This is a genomic window from Synechococcus sp. Nb3U1, assembly GCF_021533835.1.
GTDB lineage: Bacteria > Cyanobacteriota > Cyanobacteriia > Thermostichales > Thermostichaceae > Thermostichus.
The window spans coordinates 1788977-1802609 of record NZ_JAKFYQ010000001.1; the positions used below are offsets into that span (position 1 = coordinate 1788977).

Below are 13633 nucleotides of genomic sequence, written 5' to 3' on the forward strand. Positions count from 1 at the left end.
AATTTTGGGGAAAGCGATGTTTGGTCAAAGCACCACCAGTCCTGAAACCCTGACTGAAGCTGGCAGCCGGGTCTACAAAATTGAGTACACTGGCCTGCTCAACCCTCTCGAAGCTCTGGCTACCTCCGACAAGGTTCGCCGCAGCACCGTCAGCGCCACTGTTCCCTATGCTCGTTTGTCGGCTGAGATGCAGCGCATCCTGCGGATGGGGGGCAAAATTGTGGGGGTGGCTGCCTTATCGGGGGCTGGCGCAGCTCCTGCTGAAAGGAACGGCGCTGCCGAATAAGAGATCCGCCTGAATCTTGAACAGGATTGACCAAGTTTCATGAACGGTTCTACAACAGCCCGCATGGCCTCCAACACAGCCGTGTTGCCGCAGCAGCTCACTTGGGAGCAGGCGGTAGCGCAGTTGCAGGGTGCTGATTTGCAGGATCGTTACTATGCCGCCTGGTACCTGGGTACCGTCCGGGATCCCCGTGGGGTAGACCCTCTCCTCTTGGCTCTACAAGATGAGCTGGATCGCACCGCTTTGGGGGGCTATCCTCTGCGTCGCAATGCCGCCAAAGCACTGGGGCAGATTGGGGATGCGCGGGCCGTGCCCGGTTTGGTCGAGGCGCTCGCCTGTGCGGATCTGCACGTGCGGGAGGAGGCTGCCTATGCCCTGGCCCAGTTGCAGGATCCACGGGCTGTGGATCCCTTGCTGGCCCTTTTGCAGGCGCCGGAAGTCGAGCAGCCTTGGGAAGCCTTAATCGAGGCACTAGGTCAGCTCAACGCTCGTCAGGCGGAGGAGGCGATTCGCCCCTTCTTGAACCATTCCTCCGAGCGGGTACGGTCAGCCGCCGCCTGGGTGCTCTATCGGTTTACCCAATCCGAAGAGCTCACCCAAATTTTGGCAGTCCTGCTGGCTCACTCCAATTCCAGTCTGCGACAAGCAGCTTTGTTCGATTTGGCGGAATCCGGTTGGGTGGCAGGAGCCCCGCTATTGGCGACAGCCGATGTTGCTCTCAATCTGCGCATCAATGCCCTCAAGCGGCTGTTCGATGTGGCCATTCAGTTGGGGCAAGTGCCGCTGCCTCGAGTGGCTGAGTCGATCATCCCGCAACTGGATCATCTCCTCTAGTCTCTCCGCTTCCGTACACTTTTTTTTGAACTTCATTTTGCCTATGTCCGCTTCGCCCACTGCTCAAGTGCCTTCCACCGCTGTTGCTCAACTGGCGGCAGAGTTGGAGCAAGCCACTTCTCCCGAAGCCTTGCTGCGGGTGGTGAGAGCGCTGGGGGCGTTGGGGCAAGTGGAAGGGATCCCCTATTTAATCCGCGCCTTTGGCTTTAACCGTCCTGCCGTTGGGGAAGCCGCCCTAGAGGAGGTGCTGCGCTTCGGGGAATTGGCAGTCAAGCCGCTCCTAGAGCAGATCGATGGCTTCGACTACGGAGCGCGGGCCTATTCCGTGCGGGCTCTGGCTCGCATTGGCCATGGAGATGCCTACCCCTTTTTGGTGGAGGCAATTGTGGCGGACTTTGCCCCCAGTGTGCGGCGTGCGGCGGTACGAGGTCTGGGACGAGTGGTAGCCCGACGGCCTGTACCCGACCAAGAGCGGGCTTTGGTGCTACTACAACAGTGCTTAAGCGACTCCGATTGGGGGGTACGCTATGCCGCCGTCGGATCCCTGACGGATTTGGCCCGTTCCGGTGAGCCTCTGTTGCGTCCCCAAGCCCGGGCTGGCATCCAAACGGCCCTAGACGATGCGGATCCCTTGATCCCCCTCCGCGCCCAGATGAGCCAGCAGGAGTTGGCTGCCGATCCATAGAGATCTGCAGAGATCTGCCCCACTTTGTTTTTCTCGTATCTTCAGGAGCACAACCCATGTCTCTTCCTTTGCTTGCCGATCGCCCCACCACTCAAAACGAGCGAGTTACCCGCTATTTCGTAGCCAGTGACGAAACCCCGCCCGCCTACCGTCCTGATGACCCAACAGGTGTGGACAATATCATCCGCGCCGCCTACCGCCAGATCTTCAGTGAGCACCTGATGTTGGCTAGCTTTCAACAGAAGGCTCTGGAATCGCAACTGCGCAACGGGGCGATCTCGGTAAAAGAGTTTGTGCGGGGCTTGGGCAAGTCGGAGGTGTATCGGGATTTGGTCATGACCCCGAACGACAACTACCGCTTCATCGAGGTCACCTTCCAGCGCTTCTTGGGCCGTGCCACCTATAACCAACAAGAGCGCATCAAGTACTCCATCATCATCGCCACCAAGGGGCTAGATGGCTTTATTGATGCTGTGGTGGACAGCGAAGAATACAACACTGCCTTTGGAGACGATGTGGTGCCTTACCAGCGCCGTCGCCTTTCTGAAACCCCTGCCAACTTGGTTACCCCCCGCTATGGAGCCCGTTGGCGCGACATCTCGGGTGTGAAACGATCCACTCGGGAAGTGGTGCGCACCTATCGCCTCACCCGTCCTCCCAAAGCAGGAGAACCAGAAAACTTCCTCAACATGGCGCGCATGCTCAACCCCACCCCGGCAGTGCGACAAAACATCAGCGTCTTTGACTTGAAGATTCCCGATATGACCACCAGCCGCCGTTAAGAAGGGATCTAGCCCTGCTTGGCAAGTTCCCGACTTGATGCTCCCCCTTCTCGGGATCCCTAGGCCGATCGATCCGATGATTTTCGGGTAGGTCGGCTTAGCCTTATGGTTTATAGCTGCCGGATCCCGGTCACTCGGGCAAGATTCGTTATAATCCTGGTGACGCTTCTTAACGCTTTAGGTCGCATGAGTAATCCGGTGGTTCGGGCTTTTTTTGTCGGCAAAGCTGTGGCGGAGGTTCTGCGGGAGCGTTGGGAGAGCACCCTCACCGATCTTGCCGGAGAAGTGGGCAAAGTGTGGGCCGAGCTGCAAGAGGGCTGGCAGACGTTTGCCGAGGATGTCATAGCCCGAGCTGATACAGAGGCTATGGTGACTGCCCGTGAGATCACCCCACCCCCCTTCAAGACAGAAGATCTACAGGCGACCTTAGACGATTTGCGGGCCGAGGTAGCACAGTTGCGCTCCGAATTGCAGAAATATCGGAGTCAAAACGCTTGAGTGCTAGCACCCTGGCCTCCCGGTCATCTTTGGGAGCAAACCCCGTCAAGTCCTACACGGCCTACCGTTGGGCGCGGGAAAACTACACTCGCCAGGGTCGTATGTTGGACATCTGGCGCTTTGTTCTCACTTGGCTAGCCTATCTGTGGCTAGATCAGCAGGCTTGGAGCTATGGCGGACAACCGACACCGGAGCGTAAGGCCAAACGCCGACGGGCCAGAGCCATTTGGATCCGCGAAACCTTGCTCAACCTAGGCCCAACCTTTATTAAGGTGGGGCAGTTTTTCTCCACCCGTGCCGATCTGTTCCCTTCTGAATATGTAGAGGAGCTAGCCAAGCTCCAGGATCGGGTACCTTCTTTTGGCTACGAACAGGTGGCTGCCATCGTGCAGCAGGAGTTGGGTAAACCGATTGCCAAGATCTACACTTACTTCGACCCGACTCCGTTGGCTGCCGCCAGTTTGGGACAAGTTCACCGTGCCAAGCTAAAAACCGGCGAAGAGGTAGTGGTGAAGGTGCAGCGACCGGGGCTGACCCGTCTGTTCACCATTGATTTGCAAATTTGTCGAGGCATTGCCGAGTTTTTTCAATATCGCACCCGCTGGGGGGGAGCCGGACGAGATTGGATTGGTATCTACGAAGAGTGTCGGCGCACCCTCTGGGAAGAGGTGGACTACCTGAATGAGGGCCGCAATGCCGATGCGTTTCGCCGGAACTTTCGGGATATGCCACAAATTGCTGTGCCGAGGGTATATTGGCGCTACACGTCCCATCGTCTGCTAACGCTGGAATACTTGCCTGGGATCAAAATCAGCGATTACGAGGCCTTGAGTGCGGCGGGGTTGGATCGCAAAGTGTTGGCCCGTTTGGGGGCAGAATCTTACCTGCGGCAGTTACTCAAGGATGGCTTTTTCCACGCCGATCCTCACCCCGGCAATATCGCCGTCAAGCCGGATGGCACCTTAATTTTCTACGACTTCGGTATGATGGGCCGGATTCGCCCCGGCATCAAAGAAAAGCTGATGGGCACGCTGGCGGGTGTGGTTTCCAAGAATGCCGAACTGGTGGTGGGATCCCTAGTGGATCTGGGGGTGTTGGTGCCGACTGCCGACATGGCTCCGGTGCGCCGCTCGGTGCAATATATGCTGGACAACTTCATGGATAAGCCCTTTTCCAGCAGCTCTGAAGAAATCTCTGTGATGGCGATTAGTGAAGATCTCTACGAATTGGTTTACGATCAGCCGTTTCGGTTTCCGGCCACCTTCACCTTCGTGATGCGGGCTCTGACTACGCTGGAGGGATTGGGCAAGGGGTTGGATCCCGAGTTTGACTTTATGGAAGTGGCCAAACCCTTTATGGAGGAGTTGATGAGTTTGAACGGAGCCGAAACCGAAACCCTTTTGGCCCAAGTCAGCCGTCAGGCCGCCGAGTTTACCAGTAGCAGCCTCAGCTTGCCCCGCCGCATCGAATCGACGCTGAGCAAGTTGGAACAGGGGGATCTGCGCCTACGGGTACGCTCGAGCGAGGCAGAGCGCCTGATGCGCAAGTTAAGCAGCTTAGGCATGGGAACCATCTACGCTGTCTTATTTGCAACTTTTTTCCTGAGTGGAACTCAGCTATTTTTGGCTGGACATGCTACTTTAACGGTTATCACCTTGGTTTTGGCCGCTCTCGCCGCTCTTGCTTTAACCAGGGTACTCTTAAGACTAAATCGGTCAGAGCGATTGATGTGATGCGACGACATGCCAGTGCTACGGATCCGGGTAAGATTCGCAGTAGTAACCAGGATGCCTATCATTGCGATCCTGAGGGACGTTTCTTTATCGTCGCCGATGGCATGGGAGGACATGCCGCCGGGGCTACGGCTAGCCTGTTGGCAGTAGAGGCCATTCGCGAGCGGTTGGATCGCGGCTGGAAAACGGTGCCGGCCCCCAGGTTGCTGAGCGAAGCGGTGGAAGCAGCCAACGACGCCATTCTCAAAGATCAGCGAGAAAATCCGGAACGAGCGGATATGGGCACCACCGTGGTGGTGATTTTGGTGGATCCCAACAACAACTGTTGGAGTGCTCACATCGGGGACTCCCGCCTCTATCGCCTGCGGGGATCCGAGATGCAGCAGATGACCGAGGATCACACCCTGGTGGCCCGCTCGATCCGGCAGGGGGAACTGACCCACGAGCAGGCGCGGGCCCATCCTTGGCGACATATTCTAGAGCGCTGCTTGGGCCGACCCGATTCAGGGGCACCCTCGGTGCAGCCGATCACCGTTCGTCCAGGGGATCGCCTGTTGCTCTGTAGCGATGGTCTGACAGAAGAGCTGGATGACGACTTGATCGTCGAGTATTGTCTCAAGGTGGCGAATCTAGAGGAGCTCCCCAGCCAGCTGATCGAAGCTGCCAAAGAACGGGGCGGACGGGACAACATCACGGTGGTGATTGCCGAATACGATTAGGATCTTAGGATCTCAGCTTACAAGCGATACTGTCGATACACTTCACTGGCGGCCCGGTGCAGGAGAGAATGGCGATAAACTAGGCTGCTCAGCTCTTTGCTATACCCCCCCCCAATCACGCAGGCCACGGGGTAGCCCTGTTTCAGGCAGGTATCCAGTACTTGCATTTCCCGCCGAAATAGCCCCTGATCGCTGAGGGCCAACTTACCCAGCAGATCTTCTCGATGGGGATCCACGCCAGCATCGTAAAGCACCAGATCCGGTCGCACTTGGGTCAACAGATCCGGTAGATGGGCCGCCAACGTTTGCAGATAGGCTTCATCCTCCAGGCCCACCGGCAGGGATATATCCAAATCGCTTACCTGCTTGGTGCCAGGGAAATTGGCCTCACAGTGCATGGAAAAAGTAGATACCCGCGCATCGGAACGAAAGATCCAGGCGGTGCCATCTCCCTGGTGTACATCCAAGTCCACAATTAACAGCCGCTCTACCAACCCTTGCCCCAACAAGACTTGGGCGGCAATCGCTAGATCATTAAAAATGCAAAACCCAGAGCCATAGCTGGGAAAAGCATGGTGAGTGCCTCCGGCGGTGTTGCAAGCGAGCCCGTAGCGCAAAGCAAGCTGTGCCGTCAGCACCGTGCCCCCGACGGCCCGGCAGGTGCGCCGTACCAATTCTGGACTCCAGGGTAAGCCAATGCGCCGTTGGACTTTGGGTTCTAGGGATCCCTCACAGTAGGCGCTGACGTACTCAGGGGTGTGGACGGCTTCGATCCAGGTAGTGGGAGGCAGCTCCGGTTGATGCAGTTGCTCGGGGCGAATTACCCGTTCCCGCAGCAGTAGCTCCTGTAGCAGGCGAAACTTTTGCATGGGAAACCGATGCCCCTCCGGCAGGGCTGTCGTGTAGTCGGGGTGATAGACAACAGGCAGAGACATCAAGGGCAGCCGGATTGACGCGCATGAGCATGGCCTATTACGGCTCCAGTGCTTATGTTAGAGGTAGTGTACTCTGGCTGGATCCGCTCGGGATCCTTATCTTTTGTTCTCCGTACCGCCGCGATCCCCTATGTTTACCTCGTCGGATCCCTTTCTGGATCGCCTCTTGGCTCAGCGTTATCGGCTGACCAATCTGCTGGGTCAGGGGGGCATGGGACGGGTGTATTTGGCGCAAGATTTACTCTTTGGTGGGGTTGAAGTGGCGGTCAAGTTGCTCTCCCACCCGGTGATGGACGAGCACACCCGCTTGCGCTTTGAACGGGAAGCGAAATCCTGCGCCGCTTTGGGCCAAAAAAGCCTGCACATCGTCAAGGTGAACGACTACGGCATCACCCCCGATGAGGTGCCCTTTTATGTGATGGAATATCTGAACGGGCAAACCCTGAAGGAGATTTTGGCGGCGGGTGCCCTGCCCTTGGAGCGCTTCTTTCGGCTGGCTCGCCAGATTGGCTTGGGGCTGAAGGCCGCCCACGAAGGGATCCAAATGGAAGGGCAATTGGTGCAGGTGATTCACCGCGACTTGAAACCGGCCAATGTAATTGTGGTGGCCAACGATAGCCTTGGGGAACTGGCCAAGCTGGTGGATTTCGGCATTGCCAAGCTCCTGAACACCGGCAGCTCCCTGAGCCTGACCCATGCTTATTTGGGCACCTTGGCCTACTCCTCGCCGGAGCAACTGGAGGGATCCCCTTTGGATGCCCGTTCCGATATTTATAGCTTCGGGATCATGCTCTACCAGATGGTATCCGGGGAAATGCCCCTCAAACCCACTACCGATTCTTTCCCCGGCTGGTACCAAGCCCACCACAAGCGCCGTCCCATTCCCCTAGAAGATCTGGGGGTGAACCTGGACTTGCCCGCCGGTCTGTCGGAGTTGATCCTCAGCTGTCTGGCTAAAGATCCGGCTACCCGTCCGCAATCGGTCACCAATGTATTAGCGGAACTGGAGCACATTCAAGCCAGAGCTGAAGGGCTGGGGGTTGCTCCGGTGGCTGGGAATGCTGCGGGGGTTAAGGCCTCCCAAACTCTTTTCCCCGCCACTGGCCCGATCCAGCCTTCGGTAGAACCTTTATTAACCACAGCGGGTACGCTGCGACTGAGCCCCTTGGCCCGTTCTGCTGCCGTTGAGGGTAGGGGATCCCTGCTTTGGCTGCGGGTGATCCCTCTGTTGGTGGGTGGGCTGCTGGGTTTGGTTCTGATGAGCTGGATCTTGAGTTTTCTGGGTGGTCGATTCAGTCCTTCCCAACAGCGCCCCTTGGCTCCCATCTTCTCAGGATCTAACCCGACGGTGGAGGAGTTACCCGGCGAGTCTGACTCCTCTGATGCTTCGCCTGAGCGACCTGACACAAGCGACAGCCCCCTTGTCTTGGATATCGAAGATATTGAACGGGATCCCTCGCCGGAACTGGAACCCTACAACAGCTCATCTGGATCCCTCGGACAGATCTTTCGCACCTTTCCCCTCGATACCTTGCGGGAGACCGTGCGCTCTAGTTTGGGATCCCCGAGTGAGAATGGGCGCGGCTATTGGCCCAACACCGTGTATGACCTGTATCGCTTGGGTAGCGTGGATTTGGGCTTGATCTACGATGAATCCAGCCTGGTGCTGCGACAAACAGAAGCCAGCGTCGATGACAGCCTGCCCACTCCGCAGGCGGAGGGGTTACTGGAGGATATGTTGCAAGCCCCCTTGCCTCCCGAACTGCAGCAAGCATTGCAAGCGGTGCGAGAACGACGCTCCGAGCGGGTACAATTTCGCGTTGGCCCCCTAGCTGGCCTGATCGAACGCAACGCCCAAGGTCGTGTCTATATGGCCCTCTGGGATCCCGAGCTGCACAGCAGCGCTTCACCTGCCACCCCTATCCCTGCTACTCCAACACCCGCCCTCCAACAACCCCGCCCACCCCAAAGCCCCAACCCCGGGGGCAACGCTCGCCCTGGCCAAACCCTGCGGGATCAGCTGCGCCGCGCACGCGATTTGCGGGGGGACTAGGCCATGTCTGCTTCAGATGACAAAAAGCCCCTGCTGGGCACCGTCACCCGCTTCTTCAAAACCCTGTCGATCTGGCGCCCTTCCCCTGCTGGAGCCACCGCTTTGCTGAAACCTGCCGAACCAGCAGCACCCAAACGTCCAGTACATCTTCGCATTACGTGTCCGGGAGAAAAACCACAGGTGTTCGTCTTGAAGGGATCCGACATTCTCGGTCGCAGCCAGACGGTCTCCACCATTCGCATTCCGGCAGCCTCGGTTAGCCACCTGCACGCCCGTATTCGCCCTCGTCCTGATTGGCGCATTCCTCAATTGGGTTGGCGCATCCCGTTGCCGCCGATATTCTACTGGCTGGGTTGGAATGCTGGGCGCTACCAACTAGAAGATCAAGACTCCACCAATGGGGTTTTTCGTCTGAAGCGATTGGGCAGAGCAGAGCGGGTGCGCCGGGTGATTTTGCAGCATCGCTGCCAGCTCAGCTTTGGGCCACCCCAGGATCCTGAGAGCGTGTTGATTCAGGTGCTGGATCCGCCACCGCCGCAGGTGTATTGGGTGCGCAGTTGTCTGGCGTTGTTGCTGGCATCGGGTTTTGGGTTGTGGATCTGGATTGGCCATGAGTGGAGCAAGTTCTCGGTAGAGCCGCCCCTCTCGGCAGAACGCAGCCCCCTAGTAGTATTGGCGGGCGATCAACAAACCCAGTTGCGCCGCACCCAAGCAGATCACTACCGGGATTTGGAGAATCTGGAAGCCTTTGGCCCGATTTTGCCCAGGGTGGTGGTGGCGGCAGAAGACCATCGGTTTTATTCTCACTTCGGGGTGGATCTGCTGGGCATTGGGCGGGCCTTTTGGGTGAACCTGCGCTCAGGAGAATTGCAACAGGGGGGCAGCTCCATCAGCCAACAACTGGCCCGGACGATCCTACGAGACTACACGGGAGCCGGCAACACGTTTGGGCGCAAACTGCGGGAGGCGGTGGCGGCCCTGAAGCTGGAAAAGCGCTACAACAAAAAGCAGATCCTCACCCTGTACTTGAACAATGTCTATCTGGGCAATGGCATCTACGGCTTTGAAACCGCCGCCCAGTTTTATTTCGGGATCCCGAGTAGCCAGCTCAGCCTCTCAGAAGCCGCCACCTTGGCCGCCATTTTGCCGGCCCCCAACGCCTTTAACCCCGTCACCAATTACGATGCAGCGGTGCGGGGTCGGGATCGGGTGTTGGATCGCCTGAGTGAGCTGCAAACCTTCCCAGAAGAAGAAATTCGGCGTGCCCGTCGCAGTCGCCTCACCCTCAACCCCAATTTGCGCTCGGAAACTTCCACCGTCGCCCCCTATTTTTACAGCGCTGTTTTCGAGGAAATGCAGCAGCTTCTCGGCCAAGATCTCTCGGCGGAGGGCAATTTCATCATCGAGACCACAGTGCATTTGCCCTACCAGCGTATTGCCGAGCAAGCCCTGGCGCAAACGGTACGCGAGTCAGGATCGACATTTGGGTTTCGCCAGGGATCCCTGGTCAGCCTCGACAGCCGCAATGGAGAAGTGCTGGCCCTAGTGGGAGGGATTGACTACAGCAGCAGCCAATTTAACCGGGCGACCCAAGCCCAACGACAACCGGGATCCACCTTTAAGGTGTTTACCTATGCTGCTGCCCTCACTCAAGGCATTTCCCCATCACTGGTGCTCTCCTGTGAGCCCCTCACCTGGGGCAACCTCACCTTCAACGGCTGCCGCTCCGGATCCGCTCCAATGGATTTAGCACGCGGGCTGATCCTCTCAGAAAATGTGATTTCTCTGCGCTTGGCACAACAAGTGGGGCTAGACCGAGTGGTCAGTATAGCCCGTCAACTGGGGATCCAATCGCCACTGCAAGCCTATCCCTCGATGGTAATCGGCACGATGGAGGTGAACCTGCTGGAGTTGACGGCAGCCTTTGCCCCTTTTGCCAACCAAGGGGTTTGGTCGAAACCCCACACGATTCGGCGCATTCTGGATAGCAGCGATTGTGTCAGCCGCAGCGATTTTCGCACCTGCCGCGAGATTTATCCGGGCCGAGAGGATCCCCGCCGTCAGAATCCCGAAGCATTACAGCCTCAAGTGGCGCAACAGATGACCGCACTCTTGCAAGCTGTCATCAGCTCCGGCACCGGCACCGCGGCTCGGCTCGGCATCGGGGAAGCGGGCAAAACTGGCACCACCACTGCCAATAAAGATCTGCTCTTTGTCGGCTACACTCCCAATCCCACGTTGGTGACCGGCATTTGGCTAGGCAATGACGACTCTAGCCCAACCCGCGGGAGCAGCAGCATTGCTGCGCAAACCTGGGGAAACTATATGCGCCAAGTAATCCGCTAAACAGAAGGCACTGGGAGCCATGCTTTCCCTGTTAGAGAAAAAGCGCGGGTAGCAATAATCTGCACCGGCACCAGGGATCCCTTCAGTTGTGTGGGATCCCCCTCGAAGAATACCAACCGATTGCCACGGGTTCGTCCCATCACTTGGCCGGGCTGCTTGGGGTTTGGCCCCTCCACCAACACCTCTTGCACTTGGCCCAAAAAGCGGGCGTTGCGGACAGCCGCCACCTCTGTAACCAGGCGGTTCAACCGTTGTAGACGATCGCTTTTTTCTGCTTCTGAAACTTGGTCAGGCCAATCGGCGGCAGGCGTGCCGGGACGGGGAGAATAAGCAGCCGTATTCAGCAGGTCAAAGCCGATCTCTTGTACCAGTTGCAGCGTTTCTTGAAATTGAGCTTCCGTCTCCCCAGGAAAACCGACAATGGCATCGGCGCTGATTGCTGCTTCCGGCATGTATTGGCGGATCAAGTCGATGATCTGGCGGTAACGCTCGTGGGTATAGCCGCGCCGCATCCGTTTCAGGACTTCATTGTTGCCTGCTTGGAAAGGAATGTGGAAGTGTTCACACACCTTGGGCAACTCAGCACAGGTGGCGATCAGATCCTCGGTAAAGTAGCGGGGGTGGCTGGTGGCAAAGCGGATCCGTTCAATGCCCTCAACCGGATGGATGAAGCGCAACAAACTGGCCAGGTTGATCTTGGGATCCAGGTCACGCCCATAGGCATCGATGTTTTGCCCCAACAAGGTCACCTCACGGTAGCCCGCTTTGGCGATCTCTTCGATCTCAGCGCGGATCGCCTGGGGGTGGCGGGATTGCTCCAGACCCCGCACACTGGGCACAATGCAGTAGGTACAGCGCTCGTTGCAGCCGTAGATCACATTCACCCAGGCGGTCACCTGACTATCCCGACGGGGCTTGGTAATGTCTTCCGGGATCTCGATCGGATCGGTGGCCACCACCTGTTGTCCGGCTTCCACCTGGGCCAGCAGATCCCCCAGCCGATTCACGTATTGCGGCCCCATCACCAAATCCAGTTCCGGTACGCGCCGCAGCAGTTTTTCCCCTTCCTGCTGAGCGACACAACCCGCTACAATCAGCTTCAGGGCCGGATTCTGCCGTTTGCGCTGCGCTTGAATGCCCAGGTAGGAGTACACCTTCTGTTCGGCGTTATCCCGAATGGTGCAGGTGTTGTAGAGAACCAAGTCCGCTTGCAGCTCATCGTCAGTGGCCACATAACCCAAAGATTCCAGGATCCCGGCCATCCGTTCGCTATCAGCTCGGTTCATCTGACAGCCGAAGGTAATCGTGTGGTAAGTAGGAGCAGACATGCAGGGAGGAGGTGGGAATCGCCATTCTTGAGCTTAACTTATCCCTCTCGCCTCAGGAGTTCCAAGGGTTGACGGGTTATTCTAGGAGGGATCCCTTTTGGCAAAGATGCATGTTGCCGAAGCATCGACCCAAACAGCTTTCACTAGGCCCCCTAGAATCGGAAATACTCGACATTTTGTGGGAGCTGGGCAGCGCCAGCACCCGTCAGATCCACGAGCAGATCTTGGTAGATCCGGATCGAGAGCTGGCCTATGCCTCCGTGACCACGGTTTTGCAGCGCCTCAGCCAGAAAGGTTGGGTCAGTTGCGAGCGTCGTGTTGACGGGGATGGGCGCAATTTGCCGATGGTATGGCGGCCTCGTCTGTCGCGACAGGAAGCCACTAGTTTGCGGGCCTTTACCCAGTTGCAACAGTTTTTGGCGGTCGGGGATCCCGATACGGTGGCCGCTTTTGCCGATAGCTTGGATCAAGCCAGTGTATCTCAGTTGCAGGCGATTGCCGAACGGTTGCGGGCAGCCCGTCGAGCCAGGAGGGAGCCCTGATGATCCATTTGGGTATGTTGCTGTTGGGATTGGGCCTCAGTTGGCTGTGGCGGGCATCGGTGCGCATCGATGCCCAAGGCACTTGGTCACAGCGTTGGCAGTGGGCTTGGATCCATTTTGTGCTGCCCCCTTCGTTTCTGGTAACGACCGCTCTGGCCTTGGCATGGATGGGGCCGTGGGGGCAAATGGCTGGTAGGGGCGGCTGGTTTTGCTATGGCTGTGCTCTGGTGTTGCTGGTGTTGGTGGCGGGCGTAGCTCTACATTGGGTTTGGGAGTACGAGCGTTCCTGTCGGCGAACCCGCTTACAAGCCCTAACCGAACTAGACTTACAGGGATCCGAGGGATCCACAGCCTCCAGAGCCTATGTATTGGATCTGGAGGCTCCTTTTGCCGCTCAGGTGGGGGTATGGCACTCTCGACTGGTGGTCAGTCGTGGCCTATTGCAGCACTTGGATAGGGAACACCTGCAGGCGGTGCTAGCTCATGAAGAAGCTCATCGTTATTACCGCGATACCCTTTGGATGTTCGGGTTGGGCTGGCTGCGGCGGCTCACCTGTTGGCTGCCCAACACAGAGGCCCTCTGGCAGGAATTGCTGACCCTGCGGGAGTTGCGGGCGGATCGCTGGGCGGCTCAACGGGTGGATCCCTTGGTGTTGGGGGAAGCGCTGCTGCAGGTGGTGGGCTATGGCGTAGTCGAACCCTCGACCGCCGCGTGGGTCGGTTTTGCCCTGGAAATGCAACCCGACCTCGGACAACGGCTACAGGAACGCATCAATGTCCTGTTGCAGGAGACTCCAGAAGAGCCGTTACCCAGCTTCCCGATGCAGGGATGGGCCTGGTTGGGGTTGGCGCTGCTACCCCTGTTGGCAGTCCCTTTTCATGCCTAGTTGAC

13 protein-coding genes are annotated in these 13633 nt (G+C 57.9%); 11 read left to right on the forward strand and 2 right to left on the reverse strand.

Annotated elements, in window-relative coordinates; translation table 11 throughout:
• The first annotated feature begins 16 nt into the window (after window positions 1-16).
• The 7 genes from L1047_RS08385 to L1047_RS08415 all read left to right on the forward strand — a co-directional run bounded on the left by L1047_RS08385 (window position 17) and on the right by L1047_RS08415 (window position 5537).
• Entirely contained in the window at window positions 17-286 is a 270-nt protein-coding gene (locus L1047_RS08385) for a phycobilisome linker polypeptide (protein WP_235278418.1), read from the forward strand.
• Between the two features lie 39 nt (window positions 287-325).
• Window positions 326-1120, forward strand: a complete 795-nt coding sequence (locus L1047_RS08390; protein ID WP_235278419.1) for a HEAT repeat domain-containing protein — start codon at window positions 326-328, stop codon at window positions 1118-1120.
• Window positions 1121-1163: 43 nt separating this feature from the next.
• On the forward strand, window positions 1164-1805 hold the full coding sequence (locus L1047_RS08395; protein ID WP_235278420.1) for a HEAT repeat domain-containing protein: 642 nt from the start codon (window positions 1164-1166) through the stop codon (window positions 1803-1805).
• Between the two features lie 56 nt (window positions 1806-1861).
• Window positions 1862-2587 carry a phycobilisome rod-core linker polypeptide gene (locus L1047_RS08400; RefSeq protein ID WP_235278421.1) on the forward strand — a complete coding sequence of 242 codons (726 nt, stop codon included), beginning with the start codon at window positions 1862-1864 and terminating at the stop codon, window positions 2585-2587.
• Between the two features lie 186 nt (window positions 2588-2773).
• Entirely contained in the window at window positions 2774-3085 is a 312-nt protein-coding gene (locus L1047_RS08405) for a DUF6825 family protein (RefSeq protein WP_235278422.1), read from the forward strand.
• Complete coding sequence (locus L1047_RS08410) at window positions 3082-4818, forward strand: ABC1 kinase family protein (protein ID WP_235278423.1); 1737 nt, start codon at window positions 3082-3084, stop codon at window positions 4816-4818. The genes L1047_RS08405 and L1047_RS08410 overlap by 4 nt, the downstream gene beginning before the upstream one ends.
• Window positions 4818-5537 (forward strand): PP2C family protein-serine/threonine phosphatase, encoded by a 720-nt coding sequence (locus L1047_RS08415; RefSeq protein WP_235278424.1) that lies wholly within the window; start codon window positions 4818-4820, stop codon window positions 5535-5537. Before L1047_RS08410 ends, L1047_RS08415 begins: the two co-directional genes overlap by 1 nt.
• A gap of 17 nt (window positions 5538-5554) precedes the next feature.
• Here the strand turns inward: L1047_RS08415 and L1047_RS08420 are convergent, their stop codons facing one another.
• A complete protein-coding gene (locus L1047_RS08420) occupies window positions 5555-6472 on the reverse strand; it encodes a histone deacetylase family protein (protein WP_235278425.1) in 918 nt (305 codons plus the stop codon).
• A 130-nt stretch (window positions 6473-6602) separates the two neighbouring features.
• Here L1047_RS08420 and L1047_RS08425 point away from each other — a divergent pair, with 130 nt between their 5' ends.
• Together L1047_RS08425 and L1047_RS08430 are read left to right on the forward strand one after the other, a co-directional pair.
• Window positions 6603-8525: a serine/threonine-protein kinase gene (locus L1047_RS08425; protein WP_235278426.1), complete on the forward strand. Its 1923-nt coding sequence runs from the start codon at window positions 6603-6605 to the stop codon at window positions 8523-8525.
• Window positions 8526-8528: 3 nt separating this feature from the next.
• Window positions 8529-10871 (forward strand): transglycosylase domain-containing protein, encoded by a 2343-nt coding sequence (locus L1047_RS08430; protein ID WP_235278427.1) that lies wholly within the window; start codon window positions 8529-8531, stop codon window positions 10869-10871.
• Here L1047_RS08430 and miaB read toward each other — a convergent pair.
• On the reverse strand, window positions 10868-12199 hold the full coding sequence (gene miaB, locus L1047_RS08435) for a tRNA (N6-isopentenyl adenosine(37)-C2)-methylthiotransferase MiaB (RefSeq protein WP_235278428.1): 1332 nt from the start codon (window positions 12197-12199) through the stop codon (window positions 10868-10870). The two genes, L1047_RS08430 and miaB, sit on opposite strands and share 4 nt — an antisense overlap.
• A 110-nt stretch (window positions 12200-12309) precedes the next feature.
• On the opposite strand from miaB, the gene L1047_RS08440 reads away from it, so the two are divergent.
• Together L1047_RS08440 and L1047_RS08445 are read left to right on the forward strand one after the other, a co-directional pair.
• Complete coding sequence (locus tag L1047_RS08440) at window positions 12310-12741, forward strand: BlaI/MecI/CopY family transcriptional regulator (RefSeq protein WP_235278429.1); 432 nt, start codon at window positions 12310-12312, stop codon at window positions 12739-12741.
• Window positions 12741-13628: a M56 family metallopeptidase gene (locus tag L1047_RS08445; RefSeq protein ID WP_235278430.1), complete on the forward strand. Its 888-nt coding sequence runs from the start codon at window positions 12741-12743 to the stop codon at window positions 13626-13628. The genes L1047_RS08440 and L1047_RS08445 overlap by 1 nt, the downstream gene beginning before the upstream one ends.
• Window positions 13629-13633: the final 5 nt, after the last annotated feature.